Source organism: Marmoricola sp. OAE513 (assembly GCF_040546585.1).
Taxonomy (GTDB): domain Bacteria; phylum Actinomycetota; class Actinomycetes; order Propionibacteriales; family Nocardioidaceae; genus Marmoricola.
On sequence record NZ_JBEPOC010000001.1, the window covers coordinates 1,719,358 to 1,742,857 of the forward strand.

20 protein-coding genes are annotated in these 23,500 nt (G+C 70.4%); 10 read left to right on the plus strand and 10 right to left on the minus strand.

Annotation, left to right across the window (positions count from 1 at the left end; genetic code table 11):
* Positions 1 to 2: 2 nt before the first annotated feature.
* Positions 3 to 1,574 (minus strand): carboxyl transferase domain-containing protein, encoded by a 1,572-nt coding sequence (locus ABIE44_RS08785; RefSeq protein WP_502912726.1) that lies wholly within the window; start codon positions 1,572 to 1,574, stop codon positions 3 to 5.
* 123 nt (positions 1,575 to 1,697) lie between these two features.
* Between ABIE44_RS08785 and ABIE44_RS08790 the strand changes: the two genes are divergently transcribed.
* Together ABIE44_RS08790 and ABIE44_RS08795 are read left to right on the plus strand one after the other, a co-directional pair.
* Entirely contained in the window at positions 1,698 to 2,246 is a 549-nt protein-coding gene (locus ABIE44_RS08790; protein WP_209719357.1) for an SACE_7040 family transcriptional regulator, read from the plus strand.
* Between the two features lie 163 nt (positions 2,247 to 2,409).
* Positions 2,410 to 5,205, plus strand: a complete 2,796-nt coding sequence (locus tag ABIE44_RS08795) for a carboxypeptidase regulatory-like domain-containing protein (protein WP_209719353.1) — start codon at positions 2,410 to 2,412, stop codon at positions 5,203 to 5,205.
* Between the two features lie 148 nt (positions 5,206 to 5,353).
* Here ABIE44_RS08795 and ABIE44_RS08800 read toward each other — a convergent pair whose 3' ends face one another.
* The 4 genes from ABIE44_RS08800 to ABIE44_RS08815 all read right to left on the minus strand — a co-directional run bounded on the left by ABIE44_RS08800 (position 5,354) and on the right by ABIE44_RS08815 (position 10,312).
* Entirely contained in the window at positions 5,354 to 5,830 is a 477-nt protein-coding gene (locus ABIE44_RS08800; RefSeq protein WP_209719350.1) for an SHOCT domain-containing protein, read from the minus strand.
* Positions 5,831 to 5,892: 62 nt separating this feature from the next.
* Positions 5,893 to 6,594, minus strand: a complete 702-nt coding sequence (locus ABIE44_RS08805; RefSeq protein WP_209719347.1) for an SWIM zinc finger family protein — start codon at positions 6,592 to 6,594, stop codon at positions 5,893 to 5,895.
* The gene (locus ABIE44_RS08810; RefSeq protein ID WP_209719344.1) at positions 6,587 to 9,304 is read right to left on the minus strand and encodes a DEAD/DEAH box helicase; all 2,718 of its coding nucleotides are present in this window, start codon (positions 9,302 to 9,304) and stop codon (positions 6,587 to 6,589) included. Before ABIE44_RS08810 ends, ABIE44_RS08805 begins: the two co-directional genes overlap by 8 nt.
* A 69-nt stretch (positions 9,305 to 9,373) precedes the next feature.
* Positions 9,374 to 10,312 carry an oxidoreductase gene (locus tag ABIE44_RS08815; RefSeq protein ID WP_209719341.1) on the minus strand — a complete coding sequence of 313 codons (939 nt, stop codon included), beginning with the start codon at positions 10,310 to 10,312 and terminating at the stop codon, positions 9,374 to 9,376.
* A 96-nt stretch (positions 10,313 to 10,408) separates the two neighbouring features.
* Here ABIE44_RS08815 and ABIE44_RS08820 point away from each other — a divergent pair, with 96 nt between their 5' ends.
* Genes ABIE44_RS08820 through ABIE44_RS08840 form a run of 5 tightly spaced genes read left to right on the plus strand, consistent with a single transcriptional unit; the run spans position 10,409 to position 15,059 of the window.
* Positions 10,409 to 11,041: a M15 family metallopeptidase gene (locus ABIE44_RS08820; RefSeq protein ID WP_209719339.1), complete on the plus strand. Its 633-nt coding sequence runs from the start codon at positions 10,409 to 10,411 to the stop codon at positions 11,039 to 11,041.
* Positions 11,038 to 12,186, plus strand: a complete 1,149-nt coding sequence (gene alr / locus ABIE44_RS08825) for an alanine racemase (protein WP_354437944.1) — start codon at positions 11,038 to 11,040, stop codon at positions 12,184 to 12,186. The genes ABIE44_RS08820 and alr overlap by 4 nt, the downstream gene beginning before the upstream one ends.
* On the plus strand, positions 12,183 to 13,130 hold the full coding sequence (locus tag ABIE44_RS08830) for a D-alanine--D-alanine ligase family protein (protein ID WP_209719335.1): 948 nt from the start codon (positions 12,183 to 12,185) through the stop codon (positions 13,128 to 13,130). The genes alr and ABIE44_RS08830 overlap by 4 nt, the downstream gene beginning before the upstream one ends.
* A gap of 7 nt (positions 13,131 to 13,137) precedes the next feature.
* A complete protein-coding gene (locus ABIE44_RS08835) occupies positions 13,138 to 14,394 on the plus strand; it encodes a sensor histidine kinase (protein ID WP_209719330.1) in 1,257 nt (418 codons plus the stop codon).
* Complete coding sequence (locus ABIE44_RS08840) at positions 14,394 to 15,059, plus strand: response regulator (protein WP_209719327.1); 666 nt, start codon at positions 14,394 to 14,396, stop codon at positions 15,057 to 15,059. Before ABIE44_RS08835 ends, ABIE44_RS08840 begins: the two co-directional genes overlap by 1 nt.
* A gap of 3 nt (positions 15,060 to 15,062) precedes the next feature.
* On the opposite strand, the gene ABIE44_RS08845 is transcribed toward ABIE44_RS08840, so the two are convergent.
* On the minus strand, positions 15,063 to 15,851 hold the full coding sequence (locus tag ABIE44_RS08845) for a maleylpyruvate isomerase family mycothiol-dependent enzyme (protein WP_209719324.1): 789 nt from the start codon (positions 15,849 to 15,851) through the stop codon (positions 15,063 to 15,065).
* A 49-nt stretch (positions 15,852 to 15,900) separates the two neighbouring features.
* On the opposite strand from ABIE44_RS08845, the gene ABIE44_RS08850 reads away from it, so the two are divergent.
* Complete coding sequence (locus ABIE44_RS08850) at positions 15,901 to 16,890, plus strand: GTP pyrophosphokinase (RefSeq protein WP_354437945.1); 990 nt, start codon at positions 15,901 to 15,903, stop codon at positions 16,888 to 16,890.
* A gap of 78 nt (positions 16,891 to 16,968) precedes the next feature.
* Entirely contained in the window at positions 16,969 to 18,417 is a 1,449-nt protein-coding gene (gene phoA / locus ABIE44_RS08855; protein WP_209719321.1) for an alkaline phosphatase, read from the plus strand.
* Positions 18,418 to 18,480: 63 nt separating this feature from the next.
* On the opposite strand, the gene ABIE44_RS08860 is transcribed toward phoA, so the two are convergent.
* From ABIE44_RS08860 to ABIE44_RS08870, 3 genes are read right to left on the minus strand one after another with little or no spacing between them, the layout of a single operon-like run.
* A complete protein-coding gene (locus tag ABIE44_RS08860) occupies positions 18,481 to 19,161 on the minus strand; it encodes a response regulator (protein WP_209719318.1) in 681 nt (226 codons plus the stop codon).
* Entirely contained in the window at positions 19,158 to 20,261 is a 1,104-nt protein-coding gene (locus ABIE44_RS08865) for a sensor histidine kinase (protein ID WP_354437946.1), read from the minus strand. The genes ABIE44_RS08860 and ABIE44_RS08865 overlap by 4 nt, the downstream gene beginning before the upstream one ends.
* Positions 20,262 to 20,292: 31 nt before the next feature.
* Entirely contained in the window at positions 20,293 to 20,649 is a 357-nt protein-coding gene (locus ABIE44_RS08870; RefSeq protein WP_209719311.1) for a hypothetical protein, read from the minus strand.
* Between the two features lie 122 nt (positions 20,650 to 20,771).
* Between ABIE44_RS08870 and ABIE44_RS08875 the strand changes: the two genes are divergently transcribed.
* Complete coding sequence (locus tag ABIE44_RS08875; protein WP_354437947.1) at positions 20,772 to 22,622, plus strand: APC family permease; 1,851 nt, start codon at positions 20,772 to 20,774, stop codon at positions 22,620 to 22,622.
* A 46-nt stretch (positions 22,623 to 22,668) separates the two neighbouring features.
* On the opposite strand, the gene ABIE44_RS08880 is transcribed toward ABIE44_RS08875, so the two are convergent.
* Entirely contained in the window at positions 22,669 to 23,424 is a 756-nt protein-coding gene (locus tag ABIE44_RS08880; RefSeq protein ID WP_209719308.1) for a hypothetical protein, read from the minus strand.
* Between the last annotated feature and the right edge of the window lie 76 nt (positions 23,425 to 23,500).

The window sequence follows — 23,500 nt, forward strand, 5'->3', positions numbered from 1 at the left end:
CATCACATCCGGAAGATTCCGTAGCTGGGCTTCGGCGTCGGGACCCGGGCGGCGACGGCCAGCCCCATCCCGAGCACCCGTCGGGTGTCGACCGGGTCGATGACCCCGTCGTCCCAGAGCCGCGCGGTCGCGTAGTAAGGCGAGCCCTGCCGCTCGTACTGGTCTCGGATCGGCGCCTTGAACGCCTCCTCGTCCTCAGCCGACCAGCTCTCCCCAGCGGCCTCGATGCCATCACGCTTGACCGTCGAGAGCACGCCCGCGGCCTGCTCACCACCCATCACCGAGATGCGCGCGTTCGGCCACATCCAGAGGAACCGCGGATCGTAGGCCCGCCCGCACATGCCGTAGTTGCCGGCGCCGAACGAGCCGCCGATGACGACCGTGAACTTCGGGACCACCGAGCAGGCGACCGCGGTGACCAGCTTCGCGCCGTCGCGGGCGATGCCGTTGTTCTCGTACTCGCGGCCGACCATGAAGCCGTTGATGTTCTGCAGGAAGACCAGCGGTACGCCGCGCTGGTTGCAGAGCTCGATGAAGTGCGCCCCCTTGAGGGCGGACTCGGAGAACAAGATGCCGTTGTTCGCCACGATGCCGACCTTGTGACCCCAGATGCGGGCGAAGCCGCAGACCAGGGTCTCGCCGTACAGGGCCTTGAACTCGTGGAAGCGGGATCCGTCGACGATCCGGGAGATCACCTCGCGGACGTCGTACGGCGTGCGGGTGTCGGTGGGCACGACGTCGTACAGACCTTCGGGGTCCAGCGCCGGCTCGTCGAAGTCGGCCTCGCCTGCCGCGACCTGCTCGGGCTCCGGCAGCGTGTCCACGATCGAGCGGATGATCGCCAGCGCGTGCGCGTCGTCCTCGGCCAGGTGGTCCACGACGCCGCTGCGCTTGGCGTGCACCTCGCCGCCGCCGAGCTCCTCGGCCGTGACGACCTCCCCGGTCGCGGCCTTCACCAGCGGCGGACCGCCGAGGAAGATCGTGCCCTGGTCGCGGACGATCACGCTCTCGTCGGCCATCGCCGGCACGTAGGCACCGCCTGCCGTGCAGGAACCCATCACCGCAGCGATCTGCGGGATGCCCTCGCCGGACATGTTGGCCTGGTTGAAGAAGATCCGGCCGAAGTGCTCCTTGTCTGGGAACACGTCGTCCTGCATCGGGAGGAACGCGCCGCCGGAGTCCACCAGGTAGATGCACGGAAGCTTGTTGGCGCGCGCGACCTCCTGGGCACGCAGGTGCTTCTTGACCGTGATCGGGTAGTAGGTGCCGCCCTTCACGGTGGCGTCGTTCGCGACCACCATGACCGGTCTGCCGGCGACCCGACCGATGCCCGTGACGATGCTGGCGCTCGGGACGGCGTTGTCGTCGCCCTCGCGGCCGTACATCCCGTAGGCCGCCAGCGGGCTCAGCTCGAGGAACGGCGAACCCGGATCGAGGAGCACGTCGACGCGGTCACGGGCGAGCAGCTTGCCGCGGTCGGTGTGCTTGCGACGAGCAGCTTCCGAGCCGCCCTGCCGCACGACAGCCAGCCGCTCGCGCAGCTCGGTCACGAGATCTCGCATCGAGGAAGTCACGGGGCCCAGCGTGCCAGGTTAACGATCATTAACTCAAGTCGTTCGTCGAAGTTCGCCGACGGCCGCTCGACCAGCTGCGGACCGTGGGTCGGTGAACGGTCGTTAACCGTTTAGAATCCTCCCGTGACCACCCGCCGTGAGCAGATCCTCGAGACCGCGGCCGGACTCTTCGCCGAGCACGGTTTCCACGGTGTCTCGATCGCCGATCTCGGCGCTGCCTGCGGCTTCTCGGGCCCTGCGCTCTACAAGCACTTCCGCGGCAAGCAGGCGATCCTCTCCGAGATGCTGGTCTCGATCAGCGAGGAGCTTCTCCGCGAGGGACGCCAGCGCGTCCGCGACGCCGGCGACGACAAGGCGGCCCTGGAGTCGTTGATCGCGTGGCACGTCGACTTCGCCCTCCATCACAAGGCCCTGATCGTCGTGCAGGACCGGGACTGGTCGGCCCTGCCGCTCGAGGCCCGCGAGAAGGTACGCGACACCCAGCGCAAGTACGTCGAGGTCTGGGTCAAGGTGCTGCGGTCGTTGCGACCCGAGCTCGCCGCCGCGCCGGCACGCGCGACCGTCCACGCTGCTTTCGGGCTGATCAACTCCACGCCGCACAGTGCGCTCGTCTCCGACGACGCCATGCAGGAGATCCTGGCGGGGATGGCGCTGCGGGCGCTGCTCGGCTGATCCCCTCCCACCGCTGACGAGGACTGGTACGCCCGTCCTGTCCGGTTGTGGGGAGGTTCCGAGAAGCACTGGTCTAGTTTCGGAGTTCAGGATCTCGGTGTTCCGGCGCGCGCAGCACCGGCCGGTGTCACGATTCCGGACCGCCGCTTTCTAGGAGTCCGCTGTGCGTCTCGCTTCTTCTCGGGAACCTCGTCGTGTTCTCACCTCCGTCCTCTCCACGCTTCTCCTCGCGCTCGCGATGCTCACGCTCGCCGCGCCGGCCGCTCGGGCCGCCACCACCGGCACGGTCTCCGGTCAGGTGACCAACTCGGTCGGGACGCCGCTCGAGGGCGCTCTCGTGGAGATCGTCGACGCTGCCGGCGGAGACGACTATTACGACGAGGCCGAGACGGACGGCACGGGGCACTTCACCTTCAGCGGCCTGCCCGCCGGCGGCTACAAGATCTACGTCGAGGGGACCGGGCCCAACGTCGGCACCTACTACCCCAGCACCACGAGCTTCGCGAGCGCGGGCACCATCACGGTCACCGGCGGTGCGACGACCACCGCCAACGTGACGATGGTCAAGGCGTCCGGGATCACCGGCAAGGCGACGAAGGCCGCGGGTGGGGTGGCAGCCGGAGCGACCGTCGAGGTGCTCATGCCGTACGCCGGCTCCTGGTACGGGGTCGACGAGGACGAGACCGACGTCAACGGCAACTACTCCTTCAGCCGACTGCCGGCCGGTTCCTACGCGATCGCGGTCTACCTCGACGGCTACCAGCCCGAGTACTACGACGGGGTGCACACCCTGTCGGCCGCGACGCCGGTCGTGGTCGCAGTCGGCGAGACCAAGAACAACATCAACTTCCAGCTCGATGTCGGCGGCGCGATCAGCGGCACGGTCAAGGACCGCAACGGCACCCCGGCACGGGGCCTCGGCATCCGGGTCTCCAACGAGGACGGCACCGTCGGCTACGGGCAGACCAACGCGAACGGCAACTACACCGTCAACGGTCTGCCCACCGGGACCTACAAGGTCTCCACCAGCGACACCGACCGCTACTCGCGTGCCTCGGTCAACGCCACCGTCACGGTGCCCAACACCACGGCGAACGTGAACCTGGTCGTCACCCAGCTCAGCGTGGTGACCGGAACCGTGCGCGACCACACCGGGGCCAAGGTGCCCTACGGCGACCTGACGATCTTCCAGAAGGTGGGGACCAGGTTCGAGTACTCCGACGCCTACGGCGAGGTCGACGACGGCGTCTACTCCGTGGCGCTCCCCCCGGGCACCTATCGCATCCAGGCGACCGGCTACAGCGAGGACGAGGACTACGTCGACTCGCCGACCTTCTACGGCAACGTCCCGAGCCTGGACGCTGCTACGGACATCAAGGTCAACAGCTACGAGGACACGATCGGCGGCAAGAACATCCAGCTCCTCCAGGGCGCGACGGTGGCGGGCACGATCGACGTGCCGGCAGGCGTCGACGTCGACGAGGACGAAGGAATCCGCGTCGATGCCGTCAACGCGAGCACCGGCAAGGTCGTCGCCGGGACCTACAGCGACGGCGACTACTACGAGATCGGCGGACTTCCCGCCGGCAGCTACAAGGTGCAGTTCGCGCGCGAGGGTGCCATCAGCCCGCTGGCCGGCCAGTACTACAACGGCGTGAGCGAGAGCGCCGGGCTGGCTGCCGCGACCACCGTCACGCTCGCCAAGGGTCAGGTCCGGACCAACGTCAACGCGACGATGACCCAGGGCGCGGTGCTGACCGGCAAGGTCCTGCACGCGGACGGTGGAGCCGCTCCCGGCTGTCTCGTCCAGGTCTACACGACCGACGACCACCTCACGTCGCGCTACGCCTTCACCAAGGCCGACGGAACCTTCTCGGTCGAGGGCCTCTCCTCCGGCGACTTCGACGTCGCCGTGCACGCCGACGCGTACAACGGGGACACCGAGGAGGAAGCGATCGACAACGCCTGGAAGTGCGCCGGCGTGGCGAACCCCGGCGACGGCAGCGTCCCGGACTCCGGCTACTACTCGGACGTCAGCGGGACCTTGTCCAACACGCAGAAGAACCTCCGGACCGTGGCCGTCGGTGCGTCCGGCAGCACGGCGATGCCGGTGGACCTCAGGTTCGGCACCCCCGCCGGGACGGTGCAGAACCTCACCGTTCCGACCATCACCGGGGCGCCGATCGTGGGCAACGAGCTGATCGCGAACCCGGGGACCTGGGACCCTGCGGACGTCGACCTGTCCTACGTCTGGCGGGTCGGTCCGTACGCCGTGGGCGGGAACGAGCCGACCTTCACCCCCAGTCCCAGCATGGCGGGCTTGAAGGTCACCGTGCGGGTCACCGCGAGCGCCGAAGGTCTCGCGAGCAAGTCCGTCACCTCCGCGGCCACCGAGCCGATCGCGGACCAGGCGTTCGTCGAGCTCGAGAACGTCACCCTGCCGAAGATCACCGGCACCGCGAAGGTCGGGCAGGTGCTCACCGCCGGCAACGGCACCTGGACCCCGAGCGGTCCGGACCTCGCGTACACCTACCAGTGGCTCCGCAACGGCTCGCCGATCTCGGGCGCGACCAAGCAGAAGTACACCGCCGGTGCGGGTGACCTCGGAGCACAGCTGCGGGTCAAGGTGACGGCGTCGAAGCCCGGTGCGCTGAACCGGAGCAAGACCACCGCGCCCACCGCGCTGGTCAAGGCCGGGACCCTCGCCGTCAAGGGCGGCTCGGTCTCCGGCAAGACCAAGGTCGGGAAGAAGCTCCGGGCGACCCCGCCGAGCTGCACCCCGGGTGCCAAGGTCTCGTACCGGTGGCTCCGCAACGGCAGCCCGATCTCCGGCGCGACCAAGTCGGCGTACAAGGTGAAGAAGGCTGACAAGGGCAAGAAGATCAGCGTCAGGATCACCCTGGCACGAGCTGGCTACACCACGGTGGTGAAGACCATCAAGGCCGGCAAGGTCAAGTAGTCACGATCCATCAGCGGGGTCGGTCGGCGAGCAGCCGGCCGGCCCCGCGGTCGTTTCCGCCGAGAGGGCCCAGATGTCCCACCCACGGACGCCGAGAGGGCCCAGATGTCTCGCGCACGGACGCCGAGAGGGCTCAGATGTCTCGCGCTCAGAGCGAGTCGATGATCTTCGTACGTCGCGTGTCGTACTCGACCAGCGTGATGAGTCCGGCGTCGAGAAGGCGCTTGAGCTCCTCGAGACGCTCCGTCGCGGTGCCCTTCGGCGCTTCGGGCGGCGTGCGCCGCTCCAGGTTCGGATCCTCGTACGGGCGGTTGGTACGCAGGCTGGAGGCGAGGTACGTCGCGCTCAGGCCGTTGTCGTCGAGCAGGGTCATGCCGGTGGCGACGTCCGGGTCCATGCCCGACTGCCGGGCGAGGTCGCGAGCGACGACGACCTTCCAGATCGTGGCTCCGACGGCGAACAACGCGACGATCACGAAGAAGGCGACGAACCCGCCCGGAACTCCGCCGTCCGAAGCGCTCTCCAGATCGGAGTACTGGTCGGCGGACGCCGGACCGGCCACGGACAGCGTGACCGTGCAGAGGACCGCGACGACGCCGAAGCGCAGAAACCCGAGACGTGACATGACTGGAGTCAACCACCAGATCCGCCCGCGGAGAGCCAACTCCGGAGAACTCCGGCCCAGGACTAGAGCAGCCGGCTGACCTCGTCGTCGTACGCCGCCACCGCGGTGTCCGCCAGCCCGTGCCCACCCGGTGCGTCCTCGGCCAGCGCCAGGATCGTCGCTGCCCGCGCGGCGGCGTCATCGGCCTCGACGGGCAGCGCAGCGCCGGGGTCCTGCACCTGGTCGCGGGTGCGGCCGCGGAGGAGGAGCAGCGCGTACGGGTCGCGATCGATGCTCCACGCCAGCTGGTAGAGCAGCGCGAGCACGTGCACGCAGGGTTGGATCCAGGCGTCGCACTCGCAGGCGGAGTCGAAGTCACCCGGACCCGGCATCACCTCGACACCGGACTCGTCGAGGTGCTCGACCAGGTCGACGGGCAGGTCACCGGTCTCGAGCGCAGCGAGGTGCCCGGCCTCGCGGGCGAGCTCGGCGGCGAAGCGCTGCCACTGCGGTTCCTCGAGACGGCGTACCCGGACCTGGGCGATCATCGCGGTGGACGTACCCGGGTCGACGACGGCCGAGGCCATCCCGGAGATGATCATGACGGCGCCGAGGCGGCCCGAGCGCGACAACGCACGCGCGGTGATCAGGTCGTTCGGCTCGACGACCGTCTCCTCGAAGCTGCGCACCCAGGCCTTGCCCCACCAGGTGGTGCTCCGCGCGGACGGCCCGCGCTGCCGACCGGCGCGGGGGAAGACCATCGGGTCGTTGCCGGCCTCAGGCATCGTTCACCCTCCGCCGCAGGGTGACCAGGTCGCGCAGCTCGGCGTTGGAGAGCTCGGTCAGGGCGACCTCGCCGTTGCCGAGCACCGACTCGGCCAGTCCGCGCTTGCGGGTGAGCAGCTCGTCGATCTTCTGCTCGATGGTGCCCTCGGTGATCAGCCGGTGCACCTGCACCGGACGGGTCTGCCCGATCCGGTACGCGCGGTCGGTGGCCTGGTCCTCGACCGCCGGGTTCCACCAGCGGTCGACGTGGATCACGTGGTCGGCCCGGGTCAGGTTCAACCCGGTGCCGCCGGCCTTCAGCGAGAGCAGGAAGACGGGAGCCTCGCCGGCCTGGAACGCGTCGACCATCGCCTCGCGCTGCTTCACCGGCGTCCCGCCGTGCAGGAACAGCGTCGGCACCCCGGCAGCGGCGAGGTGCTTCTCCAGCAGCTCGGCCATGGCGACGTACTGGGTGAAGAGCAGGACCGACCCGTCCTCGGCGAGGATCGTGCCGAGCAGCTCGTCGAGCAGGTCGATCTTCTCCGAGCGTCCCTTGATCCGTCCGTTCGGTTGCCGCAGGTAGTGAGCCGGGTGGTTGCAGATCTGCTTGAGCCCGGTGAGCAGCGCGAGCACCAGGCCGCGGCGCGCCTCCTCGGGTGCGTTCTCGATCCGGTCCATCGCCTCGCGGACCAACGCCTCGTAGAGGACGACCTGCTCGCTGGTCAGTCCGACGACCTGGTCGGTCTCGGTCTTCGGCGGCAGCTCCGGCGCGATGCCGGGATCGGACTTGCGGCGGCGCAGCAGGAACGGCTCGACGAGCAGCGCGAACTGCCGTGCCACCAGAGGGTCGACCCCGCTCTCGATCGGTGCCGCCCACACCTTCCGAAAGGCGTTGCGCGAGCCCAGCAGACCGGGCGTCGTCCAGTCGAGGATCGCCCACAGCTCGGTCAGGTTGTTCTCCACCGGCGTCCCGGTCAGGGCCACCCGGCAGGCCGAGTCGATGAGCCGCAGGTTGCGCGCGGTCGAGGAGGTGGCGTTCTTGATGTGCTGCGCCTCGTCGGCGACGACCAGGTCCCAACCGACCGCGGCGAGCGCCTCGTGGTCGCGACGCATCGTTCCGTAGGTGGTGAAGACGAAACCGTCACCGAGGTCAGCGAGGTCACGAGCGGACCCGTGGAACCGACGGGTCCGTACGCCGGGCGCGAACCGCTCGACCTCACGCTGCCAGTTGCCCATCAACGACGCCGGGCACACGACCAGCGTCGGGCCTTTCGCCTGCCCGGTCTGGCGCCGGTGCAGGTGCAGAGCGATCAGCGTGATCGTCTTGCCGAGCCCCATGTCGTCGGCCAGGCAAGCACCCAGGCCGGCGTGAGTGAGCTCGGCCAGCCAGGTGAACCCCTGCCGCTGGTAGTCGCGCAGGGTCGCGTCCAGCCCGACCGGGTCGTCGTACGGCGCACGGGTGGCGGCCCCGACGACGCGCTCGCGGACCTTCTCCAGAGTCGCGCCGGGGTGCACCTCGACGGTGGCCGAGTCGAAGTCGATCTCGCCGGTCAGCGCCGCCCGCAGCGCGACCACCGGGGCGATGGGCTTCGCGCCCTTCTTCAACGCCGCCCGCGCCTTGCGGGCCACGCTCGGGTCGACGACCACCCAGTTGTTGCGCAGCTTGATCATCGGCGTCGAGGCGGCGGCGAGCGCTGCCATCTCGTCGTCGGTGAGCGGGTCCTTGCCGAGCGCGAGACGCCAGTCGAAGCCGAAGAGCGCCTCGGACCCGAAGAGGCCGGTCATCAGCGCTTCCTCACGGATCGCGCCACCACCGTCGGAGGACCTGACGTCGATGCGGGCCTGCGGAGTCAGCTCCTGCCGCAGACCGCGCGGCCAGTAGACCTCGACGCCGATGCCGGCGAGTGCCTCCAGCCCGACGTCGAGAAGGTCGGTGAGCTCCTCCGGCTGCAGCACCAGCCGGTCCGGCACCTGGCGGCGCAGCAGCCGGTCCAGGGCGGGCCAGGCGAGCGCGGCCCGCCGCAGGGCGACGCCGGCGCTGACCTTGGCCTTGCGTGAGAACCCGTGGCCCCCGGCCTCACCGGGTGGTGCCAGCCAGAGCTCCGCAGCGTCGACGACGTGCGTGGCGACGTCGAGCTCGTGCACCTGCGGGACGATGCTGAGGGTGCCGGCCTCGAGCTGCTCCTCGGGAGCCTCGACGCGCAGGCTGAGGTAGACCTCGGCGGGCAGGTGTGCGTCCGAAGTGTGCTCAGCGGTCGCGCGGGCGAGCCGATCCTCCAGCGTCTGTGACGGCGCCGTCCGCGGTGCGATCCCCCCGGTCACCGAGCGCGCCGGCTGCCGGGTCATGGTGTCGGCGACCGCGTCGAGCAGTCCGCGCACGACCGTCTCGGCCGCCGCGGCGTCGAGGTCGCCGTGCGCCCGCGCCGCGGCCAGCTCGCGCACGCGGTCCTCGTCGACGGGCGGCAACGGTCCGACCTCCCAGGCCTCACCGGTGTCCGACCGGCGCAGCTGACCGGCGGCGACGAACTTCATCGCCAGCATCGTGGCGGCACCGAGCAGCGAGACCGAGGCGTGCGCGTCCTGGACCCGCAGCGCCCGGGTGAGTACCGGGATCGCGCCCTTCATCGGCAACCGGATTACCCGGCGCGGCCCGCTGAACTCGATCTCGCTGTCCCGCGGCGGATCGGCCAGGTGCAAGGTGGCCTGACCTTCGAGCGGGACGAAACTCACGCAGCAGCCTCCGGGTGTTCTGGGAAGGGGACTGCAATCTAACGCCGGGGTCGGACACTCCGTTCCCGGTCAGTCGAGGAAGTGCACCCCGGTCAACCGTGACGCGGCCTCCCAGAGTCGGGCTCCGTCGACGTACGCCCGCGGGCTGATCTTCGCCGGGCCGGCAGCACCGTTGACCTCGCCGAAACCCGACGGCCCGTAGTAGGTGCCGCCGAGGATGCCCGGCTCCGTGGCGGCGCGCACCGACGCGTCGGCACCCAGCTCCGGCACGTTGAGGGCCTTGCCCTCCAGCCACGCGGCGATCGGCCTGATGCCAGGCACCCGGATGATCCACATCCGGTCGGCGATCCCGGTGAACGAGGCGCCCGGGTGCCCGCCGACGCTGATGGTCGGAGCACCCGCCAGGCGCAGGCGCCGTTCGAGCTCGAGCATGAAGGTCGTGTTCGCCAGCTTGCTCTGCGCGTACGCCGTCCAGGGGTGGTAGCGACGCCCGGGCTCGAAGGCGAGGTTCTCGTAGCGCAGCCGACCCGTCCGGTGAGCGAGGCTGCCGACGTGCACGACCCGGCTTCCCGGCGTCGCGACCAGAAGATCGATCAGGTGACCGGTGAGCGCGAAGTGACCCAGGAAGTTGGCGCCGAGGTGCGACTCGAAGCCGTCGGTGGTCCGCGCGTTCGCCACCAGGGCGACGCCGGCGTTGTTGACCAGGACGTCGAGCCGGTCGGTGCGGGCCAGGACGTCGTCGGCAGCCTTGCGGACCGATGCCAGGTCGGCCAGGTCGAGCGGGATGATCTCGAGCTGCGCGTCGGGCACCTGGGCCTTGATGTCGGCGTACGCCTGATCGGCCTTGGGCAGCGACCGGCACGCCATCAGCACCCGAGCGCCGGCGCGGGCCAGCGCCAACGCGGTCCAGTACCCGATACCGCCGTTGGCCCCGGTGACGAGCACGACCTTGTCGGTGAGGTCGCCCGGGATCCACGGGGTGTCGGTACGGCGGTTCCGAGAGGGCACGGTGGGCTCCGAGGTCGAAGGGCTTCGTCCTTGAGGACAGCAGGACGGTACTTCAGGTGGAGGCACCGCACCGGGGGAACGACCGAGGGTTGAACCATGACGATCCTCCTGTCCGACCCCGCCGTCGCCGCCGTGCCTGTCCTGGAGTGCCGCGAACCGCTGGTCACCCTCGACGCCTTCTTCGGTCGGCCGCAGTCGCTGGTCCGCGCGGGCCTCGCTACCCGGCTCGCCGACGCGAACGCGCTGCTGCCCGCCGGCGTCAGTCTGCGGGTGGTCGAGGGACACCGTCGGGTCGAGGACCAGCTCGCGATCATCGCGCGTTACTCCGCCGAGGTGTGCGCCGAGCGACCCGGCATCTCGGGCGACGAGCTGGATCGCCTCACCAGCCGGTTCGTCGCGCCGTTGGGTGTCGCGCCGCACGTCGCCGGCGCCGCGGTCGACCTGACCCTCGTCGACGCCTGCGGCGAGGAGCTGGACCTCGGCACACCGATCGACGCGACGCCGGAGCAGTCCGGCGGCCGGTGCTACTTCGATGCCGAGGTCGGCGCCGAAGCCCGGGCCAACCGCACCCTGCTCGCCGAGGTGCTGGGCGCGGCAGGATTCGTGAACTACCCGACCGAGTGGTGGCACTGGTCCTTCGGCGATCGCTACTGGGCGCTGATGACCGGCGCCCCCACCGCGCTGTACGGCCCGGTGCGGCTGCGCCCGCGGACCGAGGAGGCGGCGTGAGCCCGGCGGTCACGGTGCTGCGCAGCGTGCAGGGGACCCGTCCCCGGTTGACCGGCCCGCAGCTGGTGGTCGACCTCGACGCGATCGCCGCGAACACCCAGACGTTCGCGCGACGGACCCCGGGCGAGCTGATGGCGGTGGTCAAGGCGGACGGCTTCGGGCACGGCGCCGCCGACGTCGCGCGCACCGCCCTGGCGCACGGTGCCTCCCAGCTCGGTGTCACGGCGATCGCCGAGGGCCTCGCCCTCCGCGCCGCGGGCCTGAGTGCCCCGGTGCTCTCCTGGCTCAACCCCGTCGACGCCGACTGGGCCGCGGCGATCGGTGCGGACCTCGACGTCGCGGTCCCGTCCCGTGATCACCTCGACGCGCTGGCGCACGCCGCGGCGCAGATCGGCGGGCGTGCACGGGTGCACCTGCACCTCGACGCCGGCATGGCCCGCGACGGGGCCTCCCCCAGCGAGTGGGCGGCCCTGTGCCGCGCAGCCCGTCGCGCCGAGCTGCTCGGCCAGGTCCAGGTCGTCGGGATGATGGGCCACCTCGGCTGCGCCGACGACCCGGCGCACCCGTCCAACAGCACCGGTCGCACCCGGTTCGCCTGGGGTCTGATGACTGCCCGGGCGGCCGGGCTGCGTCCGGCCCAGCGTCACCTCGCCGCCACCTCGGCGACCCTGCTGGACCCGCTGAGCCACCACACGATGAGCCGCGTCGGCGCCGGCCTGGTCGGCATCGACCCGACCGGGACGACCGAGCTCCGCGGCGCGCTCACCGTGACGGCGCCGCTGGTCGAGGTCCGCTCGGTGCTCGCCGGGACTCCCGTCGGCTACGGCCACAGCTGGACCGCTCCAGCCGCCACCCGCCTCGGCCTGGTGCCGCTCGGGTACGCCGACGGGTTGCCCCGTCTCGCGTCCGGCGAGGCGTGGATGCGAGTCCGCGGCGTCCACGCCCCGGTGGCAGGACGGATCTCGATGGACATGACCGTCGTCGACCTCGGCAGCTCGGGAGCCGACGTCGGGGACGAGGTCACGGTCATCGGTCCGCGCGGCAGCGGGGGCCCGACCGTGGCCGACTGGGCAGGCTGGTCGGGCCTCCTCCCGCACGAGATCGTCACCGGTCTCGGCGGCCGGCTGGTGCGGAGGACTGCATGAGCAGCGCGATCCGCGTCGCCGTGCTCGGCGGCGGTCAGAACTGCGAGCACGACGTCTCCCTCGCGTCCGCAACGTCGGTGGCAGCCGCGCTCGACCCCACGCGCTACGACGTCGTCCGGCTGACGATCGACCCTGACGGCGGGTGGCGCGACGGACGCGGGGATCTCCTCGGCATCGCCGGAGCAGTCCACCTGCTCACGACCTGCGACGTCGTGCTCCCCGTCCTGCACGGCCCGAAGGCTGAGGACGGCACCCTCGCCGGACTGCTCGACCTCGCCGGCGTCCCGTACGTCGGCTCTGGCGTCCGCGCCGGGGCACTCGCGATGGACAAGTGGGCGACCAAGCTCGTCGCCGAGGCGGTCGGCGTCGCGACGGCACCGGGCGTCATGCTCACCGCGGCGACCGCACGCTCCTACCGCTGGACGCACCCGGTCGTCGTCAAGCCGATCGCAGCAGGCTCCAGCCACGGCGTTGCCCTGGTCACCGAGCCCGACCGGCTCGAGGCTGCGCTCCGCGCCGCGCTCGCGCTGGACGAGCGCGTGCTGGTCGAGGACCTCGTCGTCGGTCGCGAGATCGACCTGGCCGTCCTCGGCCGCTCCGACGGCACCCGGATCGTCGCGCCCGCACTGGAGATCGTCACCGACGGACTCTTCGACTTCGCCACCAAGTACGACGGCAGCGCCGTCTTCCAGGTCCCGGCAGCCCTCGACGAGGCCGACCTCAAGGCGCTCGAGCACGCCGCGCTCGCGGTGTACGACGCGCTCGGCTGCGCGGGTGTCGCACGCGTCGACTTCTTCCTGACCAGCAACGGCCCGGTGCTCAACGAGGTCAACACCTTCCCCGGCTTCACCGAGCAGTCGCAGGTGCCGAAGATGTTCGCCGCCGGCGGCACGTCGTACGGAGACCTGCTGGACCTCCTGGTCCAGGACGTTCTTGAGGGATGATGGCTGCATGACGACGGCCCCCACCAGGGACCGGGCGCCGATCGACTGGCGCGAGTGGGTCCCCGACGTTCTCGTGGGTCTCGTCGTCCTCGGCTTCGGGCTCAGCGAGGCACTCAGCACCGACTACGTGCCGTACTCGGCCGTCGACTTCCAGCCGTCCCGGGTCGCGCTGGTCTGGGTCGCGCTCGCGACCGCGCTCGCCGTCGGGCTGAGTCGACGGGCGCCATCGCTGGGGCTGGCCATCGTCTGGGCGGTCTGCGGCTACGAGCTGTCCGCGTCGATCCCGGTGATGTACGTCCAGCTCACCGTGGCGGCCGTCGCGTTCGGCGCCGCCCGCTGGGGCCACACCGCGACCGTCATCCTCAGCGGTCTGTCGATCCCGGTGGCGGGCGCCATCGCCGTGATCGCGGTGAACACGAACATCCTCGGACCGGTCGTCGACGCCGCCCAGTTCCGGCGCCTGATGGACACCGTCCAACGGGTCACCGACTCCTGGCAGCTCGGCGCCGCCGTGCTCGGCATGGTGGTGCTCGCGGTGCCGTGGCTGATCGGCCTGACCGTGCGGTTCAGCAGCCGCGCGGCTGCCTCCGAGGCCTCGCAGCAGGTGGCCGAACGCGAGGCTGCCCGAGCGCTGCGCGAGTCTGAGCAGGCCAAGGAGATCGCGCGTCTGCGCGAGGAGCAGACCCAGCTCGCCCGCGACGTGCACGACGTCGTCGGCCACTCCCTCGCCGTGATCCTGGCCCAGGCCGAGTCGGCGCAGTACCTCGACGAGGCCGACACCTCCGAGCTGCGGCGCTCCATGGCGAACATCGCCAGCTCCGCGCGCGGTTCGTTGCAGGACGTCCGTCAGGTGCTCACCTCGACCAACGAGCCGCTCACCGGTCCGGGCGACCTGCGCGAGCTGGTCGAGGGAGTGCGCTCCAGCGGCCACGAGGTCCGGTTCACCGAGGTCGGGACGCCGAGGCCGCTGCCGCCCGAGCTCGCCACCGTCGCCTACCGGGTGCTGCAGGAGATGCTCACCAACGCGATCCGGCACGGCAGCCGGACGAGCCCGCTCGAGGTCGAGCTGGAGTGGCGCGAGTGGCTGCGGATCCAGGTGGTCAACAGCACCGACATCCCCGGGCCGCCCACTGAGGGTGGCCACGGACTGGTCGGCATGCGCCGCCGCCTGGAGTCCGCCGGCGGGCGCCTCGAGCTCGGCCCCTTCGACCGGCCGACCTTCAGCGCGACTGCCTGGGTCCCGATGCGTACGGTCGTGACGTGATGAGCGAGAACATCAAGGTCTTGCTCGTCGACGACCAGGACCTCTTCCGCGAGGGCGTGGCGGTGATCGTCAACGCCCAGGAGGGCATGGAGGTCGTCGGCCAGGCCGGGGACGGTCTCGAGGCGATCGCCCAGGTCGACGCGCTCGACCCCGACGTCGTGCTGATGGACATCCGGATGCCCGAGATGGACGGTGTCGAGGCGACCCGGCAGCTGTTCGCCCCCGACCGGGCGGCGAAGCGGACCAAGCCGCTGCGGGTTCTGGTACTGACCACCTTCAACCTCGACGACCGCGCCGCGACCGCGATCCGGCACGGCGCCAGCGGCTTCCTGCTCAAGGACACCACCCCGGTGATGCTGCGCGACGCGATCCGGACCGTGCACGCCGGCAACGCCGTCCTCGCGCCCACCGACCTGACCACGCTGCTCGACCAGCAGTTCATCGAGGCGACCCCGACCCCGTCGGCGTACCTGGAGCTCACCGAGAAGGAGCGCGAGGTCTTCGAGGCCGTCGCGCGCGGTCTGTCCAACGCCGAGATCGCGGGTCTGGTGTTCGCCAGCGAGTCCACGGTGAAGACCCACGTCGGCGCGATCCTGCGCAAGCTCGCCCTGCGCGACCGGGTACAGATCGTCGTGTTCGCCCACGAGCACGGGCTCGTGGGCTAGTCCTCAGAAACCCGGGAAGACCTGGCGCAGCTGGTCGAGTGTGACGTTGCCGGTCACCGTCACGCTCTCCGGCGTGTACGCCGCTCCGAGCCGCCCGGTGATCAGCCGCTGCGCCGCTTCGGGGGACCCGGCGAACGTGGCCGTCGCCGCGTCACCGGCTGCCCCGAGGCTGACGGAGTCGTCGATCACCAGGCTGTAGTCGGCACCGTCGACGGCCAGGACCACGCGCTCGTCGAGGACGTCGGCCTTGCCGATGAAGCCGAGCAGGAAGCCGAGGCCGCCGCGCAGGTGCTCGGGAAGCACGGCGGCACTGCTGTCGAGGAGACCGGCCTCGGGGTCGACCGCGACGCGGACGTCCCAGCTGTGGTGGGCCACCTCGTTCAGCCGCAGACCCGCTGCGCCGGCGATGCTCAGCGGTGCCGGCAGGAAGCCGATCGGCACCTCCACCGACTCGTGCTGCTCCGGGGTCAGCGACTCCAGCGCCTCGGTCAGGATCCGGTTGTGCTCGAGGAACCCGTCGCGCTGCTCGGTCGGGGACATCGCGTCCCACCGAGCCCAGACGCTCGGGTTGAAGTCGTCGCCCGGGACGTCGCGCTCACCGAGCGCCGCCTGGAAGCCGGCCAGCGAGATCTCCGACCCGCTGCCGAGGTGGGAGAGCACCTGGGCGACGGTCCACTCCGACGCGCCCGAGGGGCCGGTCAGCTGGGCGTCGGTGAAGGTCGCGGCGAGAGCGGTGAGGACGTCGTTCTCGTGACGGAGGGCATCGATCGTGCGCGCTGCGAGGGAGGTCATCCCTCCACGGTACTCACAACCTCCGCTCCGGACGCGCCATGATGTCCGGGTGACCGACATCGAGCAGCCCGAGCCGGCCGGACCCGTCCACAGCGCTGTCCAGGCGTACGCCGAGCTGCAGCCGCAGCTGCCCGAGGTCACCGACTTCTACGTGCACCTGATCACCCAGCTCCTCGACGACGCCGGCATCAACTACCTGTCCGTCACCGGCCGCACCAAGAGCGTCGCGTCGTTCGCCTCGAAGGCCAACCGCACCGACCCGTCGGCGATCACCGACCAGGTCGGCGTCCGGGTGATCACCTACGTGCTCGCCGACGTCGCCGCCGTCGCCGACCTGCTGGCGGACCAGATGGTCGTGCTCGACGACCGGGACATGGCTCTGGAGACCGCGAGCAAGGGCAGCTTCGGCTACGCCAGCCGGCACGTGCTCGTCGACCTCAAGCCGACCGCGGGGCCGGCGAAGATCCGTCCGGCGTCGGTGCAGATCCGCACGGTGCTGCAGCACGCGTGGGCGGAGTTCGAGCACGACATCCGCTACAAGGGCACCATCCCGCAGGAGTACGTCCCCGACCTCGACCGGCGCTTCACGCTGGCGGCCGGACTGCTCGAGCTCGCCGACCGCGAGTTCTCCGAGATCCGCGACCGACTGCAGGCCGCGACGCCGAAGCACCGCGACGGCGAGGACCCGGGCGACCCGCGCCTCTCCGCGCAGGACCTGGCCGCCTTCCTCTCCGGTCAGTACGCCGACGCAGGCTGGTCGCGCACCGACCACTACGCCTGGATCTCCGGACTCCTGCTCGAGCTCGGCATCACCTCGCTCGAGGAGCTGGCCGGCCTGCTCACCTCGGTCGACAGCAGCGTCATCAACGAGCGGCTCGCCTACAAGTACCCGCCCGGCGCCGTACGCCGCCTCGACGACGCCCTGCTCGCCGTCTTCGGTCAGCAGTACGTCGACCTGCACGGGAACGGCCACCGGGTCGAGCTGCTCCGGACGCGCCTGGAGAAGCTGCGCGCGGAGACCGAACCCGTCACCGAATGATCACCGGACCGCAACCCTGAGGTCCCCTGGGCCCGATTGCCTTCGTGGGTACGCACGACCACTCTCGAAGGGACCCCGATGTCCAAGCTCCGCACCGCAGCGCTCCGCACCTCCCTGGGTGCAGCGCTCGTCGCCGCGATCGTGGGCGGTACCGCCGCCGCCGACGCCACCTTCCTCCGGCCGGTCCTCGACCGGCACGCGCAGGGCCAGATCGACCAGGTCGGCGGTGCCCGCCGCGAGGCCGGCGACCAGACGCGAACCATCGACCGCGCGATCCAGTACGGCAAGGCCAAGAACGTCATCCTGTTCATCGGCGACGGCATGGGTGACTCCGAGATCACCGTGGCCCGCAACTACCTCCGTGGCGCGGGCGGCGCCTTCCCCGGCATCGACGCCCTCCCGATGACCGGTCAGATGACGCACTACAGCGTCAACAAGGCCACTGGGAAGGCCGACTACGTCCCCGACTCCGCCGCGACCGGCACCGCCTGGGCCACCGGCGTGAAGACCTACGACAACGCCGTCGGCGTCGACCGCTTCGGCGTCGCGCACCAGAACCTGCTGGAGCTGGCGAAGAAGAAGGGCAAGGCCACCGGCAACATCACCACCTCCGAGATCCAGGACGCCACCCCGGCCGTCCAGGAGGCGCACATCAGCCTGCGGTCCTGCTACGGACCGAAGGCCACCACGGCGAACTGCCCCGAGGCAGCGCTCCAGAACGGCGGCAAGGGTTCGATCAGCGAGCAGCTGCTGACCACCCGCCCCGACGTGACCATGGGTGGCGGCTCGGCGACCTTCACCGCGAGCACCCCGGCCGACCTCGCCCAGGCCGGCCCGTACGTCGGCCAGACCCTGCAGGCCCAGGCCGTCGCCCGCGGCTACAACTGGATCACCGACAAGTCCGCGCTGGCCGGCGTCACCGCCGCGAACCAGAACAAGCCGCTGCTCGCGCTCTTCGCGCCGGGCAACCTGCCGGTCAAGCTCACCGGTCCGGCCGCCACGAGCGGTGGGGCGAACCTCCCGGCCGCGGCCTGCACCGACAACCCGGCGTTCGCCGCGGTGCCGACGCTCAAGGAGATGACCAACAAGTCGATCGACTTGCTCACCAAGAACGCCAACGGCAAGAAGAAGGGCTTCTTCCTCCAGGTCGAGAGCGCGTCGATCGACAAGCAGGACCACGCCGCCGACGCCTGCGGCCAGATCGGTGAGACCCAGCAGCTCGACGAGGCCGTGAAGAGCGCTCTCGACTTCGCGCGCAAGCAGGGCAACACCCTGGTCATCGTCACCGCCGACCACGCCCACACCAGCCAGCTGGTCGACGGCAACACCCCCGGCCTGACGGTGAAGCTCGCCACCAACGAGGGCTCCGAGATGATCGTGGCCTACGGCACCGCCGCTGCCGGCGGCAGCCAGCAGCACACCGGCAGCCAGCTCCGCGTCGCCGGTTACGGCCCTGGGGCAGCGAACCTGGTGGGCCTGATCGACCAGACGGACATCAACTTCATCATCCGTCGCGCATTCGGCTGATCGACTCAGCCCCTTCGGGCGGCCCGGTACCGACCTCCCCTCGGTGCCGGGCCGTTCGGCGTTCTACGGCTCGAAGCGGTAGCCCATCCCCGGCTCGTTGAGCAGGTGCACCGGTCGCGCGGGGTCGGCCTCGAGCTTGCGCCGGAGCTGGCCCATGTAGAGCCGCAGGTTTCCCTGGGCGGTCTCGTATCCGGGTCCCCAGACCTCCAGCAGCAGCTGCTTCTGGCTGAGCAGCTTTCCGGGGTTCCGGACCAGTACCTCCAGCAGGTGCCACTCGGTCGGGGTGAGACGCACATCGGTCCCGTCCGCTGCGGTGACCCGCCGGAGAGCGAGGTCGACGGAGCTCGTCCCGAACGGCACGACCGGTTGGTCCTCGGTGACCGAACCACCGCGGCGCTCCATCGCACGCAGGCGTGCCAGGAGCTCATCCATACCGAACGGCTTCGTCACGTAGTCGTCGGCGCCGGCATCGAGGGCGTCGACCTTGTCGGCACTGTCCGACCTGCCGGAGAGCACCAGGACCGGGACACTGGTCCATCCACGCAGACCGGCGACCACGGCGGTCCCGTCCATGTCCGGCAACCCGAGGTCGAGGATCACGAGGTCCGGCGGGTGCGCTGCGGCCGCAGCGAGGGCGGTGGCGCCGGTGGTCGCCGTGTGCACGTCGTACCGACGCGCCCGCAGGGTGATCGCCAGGGTGCGCAGGATCTGCGGGTCGTCCTCGACGAGGAGCACCGTGGTCATGACGTCGTCCGTTCGACGAGACCCGGCTCTGCGACGGACTCGTCACCGGCCTGGAGCGTGATCACCAGGGTGAGTCCGCCGCCTGGGGTCTCCTCGGGTTCCAGGGTCCCGCCCATCGCCTCGGTGAGCCCGCGTGAGAGCGCGAGACCCAGGCCGATGCCCGTGGTGTTGTCGGTGTCACCGAGGCGCTGGAACGGCAGGAAGACGCGATCGCGCTCGGCCACGGGGATGCCCGGCCCGTGGTCGACGACCCGCAGCTGAACGGTCCCGTCGGCCGTCGACGCGTGCACCTGCGGCGGGTGGTCCGGGGAGTACCTCAAGGCGTTGTCGACCAGGTTCACCAGCACACGTTCGAGCAGACCGGGGTCGCAGAGCACCACCGGCGACGGGCTGCCGAGGTCGAGCACCAAGCGGGTCCCGGCGGGACCGATGTCCTCGAGCGCGCGCGCCACCACCTCGTCGGTCGCCGTCGGGGTCAGCTGGATCGCCAGCGCCCCGGCCTGCAGCCGGCTCATGTCGAGCAGGTTGTCGACCAGGCCCGCCAGGCGGTCGAGCGACTCGTCCGCAGCAGCGAGCAGCTCGTCGCGGTCCTCGGCGACGAGGTCGATGTCACGCGACCGGAGACTGGAGACCGCCGCCTTCGCGGCCGCGAGCGGCGAGCGGAGGTCGTGCCCGACAGCGGCCAGCAGGGCGGTGCGGATCTTGTTCGCCTCGGCGAGCGGCGCCAGGTACTGAGCCTGTCGCGTACGCCGGTCGGCCAGGTCCACGGCCGAGCTCACGAGGATCGCGACCGCGATGAACACACCGATCGCCAGCGCGTTGTTGGCGTCGCGCACCTCCAGGGTGTGGAACGGCGGGGTGAAGTAGTAGTTGATGAGCAACGACCCGACGGCGGCGGCGACCAGAGCGGGCAGCAGGCCACCGACACGGGACACGAGGACCGTCAGCAGCAGGAAGAGCAGCATGTCGCTCACCAGGTTCACCCGGTCGGACAGCGGGTGCAGGACGAGGGCGAGCAGGGGCGGCGAGATCAGTGCCATCGCAAAGCCCGCGAGCCGACGTCCCCGGTCGAGCTCACCGCGTTCGCGTCGTCGTGCCACCCGATCAGTGTGCACGCTCATCGTCGTCCGCTCATCGCCGGAGGCGCCGTACGAGGGTCGGGACCAGGCCGACGGCTGCGACCAGCGCGCCCAACCGGTAGAGGTCGCTGGCAGCGAGGGTGAGCTCACCGAGCTCGTTCACGACGAAGCCGGTGACGAACGCCCACGTCACCAGTCCGAGGACGGGGCGCAACGGCAGCGGGAGCCCGGCGCCCACGAGGACCATCGCGGAGGCGGCCGAGACCTCGGTCGGTACGACGCCGAGGCGGATCCCCTCAGCGAGGAGCAGCACGACCGCGAGCACGGCGTGCGCCCACGCGAAACGGAGCCCCGGGTCGGTGCGGACCGGGATCCGGGTCGTCGTACGGGAGGGTTCGAACGTCTTCACGGTTCCAGTCGAACCCAGGTCCAGGCGGCCGGCGGCGTCCCTGACGACTTCCTAACGCGCGCCTCGTTAGGGACCTGTTAGGGCGGTCGGGACAGGCCGGTCCCGGTGCTTGCATGACCAGCGTGAGTACAACTGAGCGCAAGCACTCCTGGTGGAAGGTCATGTGCCTGACCGGGGTCGACTACTTCTCCACCCTCGGCTACCAACCCGGCATCGCAGCCCTGGCCGCCGGCGCCCTCGCGCCGATCGCCACCGTCGTGCTGGTCCTGCTGACCCTCTTCGGCGCGCTGCCGGTCTACCGACGCGTCGCCGCCGAGAGCCCGCACGGGCAGGGTTCGATCTCGATGTTGGAGAAGCTGCTGCCGTTCTGGCGCGGCAAGTTGTTCGTCCTGGTTCTCCTCGGCTTCGCCGCGACCGACTTCATGATCACGATCACGCTGTCGGCCGCTGACGCCAGCGCCCACGTCGTCGAGAACCCGCACGTGCCGTCGTTCATCCACGGCCACGAGCTGGCGATCACGATCGGCTTGGTCGCGATCCTCGGCGGCGTCTTCCTCCGCGGATTCAGTGAGGCGATCGGTGTCGCGGTCTTCCTCGTCACCACCTACCTGGCGCTGAACTTCGTCGTGATCGCCGTCAGTCTCGGCCACGTCTTCGCGAATCCGCACGTCGTCGGAGACTGGACGAACCTGCTCCAGGTCGAGCACGGCAGCGTGCTCGCGATGATCGGGATGTCACTGCTGGTGTTCCCCAAGCTGGCGCTGGGGTTGTCGGGCTTCGAGACCGGCGTCGCAGTGATGACCCACGTCCAAGGCCACCCGGGTGACACCGAGGAACGGCCCGTCGGCCGGATCCGCAACACCAAGAAGCTGTTGCTGGCGGCCGCCGCGATCATGAGCACCTACCTGATCGCCAGCAGCCTGGTGACCACCTGGCTGATCCCTCCGGCGGAGTTCGAGGACGGCGGAGAGGCATCCGGGCGTGCTCTGGCGTACCTGGCCCACGGCTATCTAGGCAACAGCTTCGGCACCGTGTACGACGTCTCGACGATCGCGATCCTCTGGTTCGCCGGCGCCTCGGCCATGGCCGGACTGCTGAACCTGATCCCGCGCTACCTGCCCCGCTACGGGATGGCGCCGGAGTGGGCCGGCGCGATCCGGCCGCTGGTCATGGTGCTCACCGCGACCGCGTTCGCGATCACCTGGATCTTCAAGGCCGACGTCAACGCCCAGGCCGGTGCCTACGCAACAGGCGTCCTCGTGCTCATCACCTCGGCCGCGGTCGCCGTGACGCTGTCGGCTCGTCGAGCGGGTCAGCGCAAGCAGACGGTCGTGTTCGCGCTGATCGCCGCGGTCTTCGCCTACACGACCGTCGACAACGTCATCGAGCGCCCCGACGGTGCCAAGATCGGCGGTCTGTTCATCCTCGCCATCGTGGTCAGCTCGGTGCTCTCGCGGGTCCGCCGGGCCTTCGAGCTGCGCACCACGAAGGTCGAGATCGACGCGACCGCTGAGATGTTCCTGCGTGACTGCGCCCGCCGCGACATCCGGATCCTCGCCCACGAGCCCGACCACGGCGGTCCCGAGGAGTACCAGCTCAAACGGGAGCAGATCCTTCTCGACAACGACCTGCCCGACGGAGCCGACGTGATCTTCGTGGAGGTCACGGTCACCGACCCGTCGGACTTCGAGAGTGTCCTGGAGGCACGCGGGGAGGTGGTGCACGACCGCTACCGCGTCATCCGGATGGAGTCACCATCGGTGCCCAACGCCATCGCCGCGCTGCTCCTCGACATCCGGGACCGGACCGGCGTGCGTCCGCACGTCTACTTCGAGTGGACGGAGGGCAGTCCGGCGACCAACCTCCTCCGGTTCCTGCTGTTCGGGGTAGGGGAGGTGGCGCCGGTAACTCGCGAGGTGATCCGCCGTGCCGAGAAGGACCGCGAGCAGCGCCCGCACGTGCACGTCGGGTGACCAGGGTCCGCCGCTGCCGAGGAGCGGCGGACCCTGGTACGACTCCCTACTGCGAAGCGCACTCCCACCCGGGACGGGCCGAGGCCTGAGCCGACGGCAGCGTCTTGCCGGTCAGCTGCTGGAGCCGGGCGTGGACGGCGTTCTCGTACTGCGGGTGGGCGTTCTTCGCGAAGCCGCCGAAGGTCGCGCCCTTGCCCATCTCCTGAGCGATCGTCGAGACGTAGTTGGTGCTGCCCGCCTTCGCCTTGATGCCGGCCTTCTGCAGGATCGCGTTCGCCCAGGCCGGTGCGGCCGGGTCGGCGTCGCAGCCGACCGGGGGCGGCGGCGTGCTGCCCGCGGTGACGTTGACCGTGAACGCCGACTCGTCGAGCCGGAAGGTCAGCTTGGGGTCGTTGTTGGTGCGGGCGTCGTCGATGACGAAGGAGACGTTCGTGGACCCGAGGCCGAGCGCCTGAACCGTCGCGGTGAGCGTGTCGGTGCACGCGTCGAGAACGCCGTCGTTGGAAAGGATCACCGACGCCACCGCCGGGTTGGCGACCACCGGGTTCAGGGCGATGTAGTGCGCCCCGCCCTGGATGTTGCAGCCCGGGTGGTCCGGCTTGCCGTTCACCTGGATGGCCAGGGTGGCCGTTCCGCTGGTCCCGGTCGCCGCGACCGTGTCGTAGGTCAGGGCGAGCGACTCCAGGCCGGTGTCGATGCTGTTGTCGAGGTCGTTGTAGACGGTGTCGGCGAACGCGGCCGGACCGACCAGCGCGACGGCGGCACAGGCGAAGGCCGCCGCAAGCCTCTGGGGGCTGAGCATGGGTGACTCCTGACGTGGTGGGATCCCTCTCCACCTCGCTCAGCGGCTCGCCGACGGGTACGCGTCACCTCGCTCG

Coding starts and splice junctions, on each gene's coding strand:
- ABIE44_RS08800 (WP_209719350.1), bottom strand. CDS start 5,830: ATGTCACGTCTCGGGTTTCTGCGCTTCGGCGTCGTCGCGGTCCTCTGC.
- ABIE44_RS08805 (WP_209719347.1), bottom strand. CDS start 6,594: ATGCCTGAGGCCGGCAACGACCCGATGGTCTTCCCCCGCGCCGGTCGG.
- ABIE44_RS08820 (WP_209719339.1), top strand. CDS start 10,409: ATGACGATCCTCCTGTCCGACCCCGCCGTCGCCGCCGTGCCTGTCCTG.
- ABIE44_RS08830 (WP_209719335.1), top strand. CDS start 12,183: ATGAGCAGCGCGATCCGCGTCGCCGTGCTCGGCGGCGGTCAGAACTGC.
- ABIE44_RS08835 (WP_209719330.1), top strand. CDS start 13,138: ATGACGACGGCCCCCACCAGGGACCGGGCGCCGATCGACTGGCGCGAG.
- ABIE44_RS08840 (WP_209719327.1), top strand. CDS start 14,394: ATGAGCGAGAACATCAAGGTCTTGCTCGTCGACGACCAGGACCTCTTC.
- ABIE44_RS08845 (WP_209719324.1), bottom strand. CDS start 15,851: ATGACCTCCCTCGCAGCGCGCACGATCGATGCCCTCCGTCACGAGAAC.
- phoA (WP_209719321.1), top strand. CDS start 16,969: ATGTCCAAGCTCCGCACCGCAGCGCTCCGCACCTCCCTGGGTGCAGCG.
- ABIE44_RS08860 (WP_209719318.1), bottom strand. CDS start 19,161: ATGACCACGGTGCTCCTCGTCGAGGACGACCCGCAGATCCTGCGCACC.
- ABIE44_RS08880 (WP_209719308.1), bottom strand. CDS start 23,424: ATGCTCAGCCCCCAGAGGCTTGCGGCGGCCTTCGCCTGTGCCGCCGTC.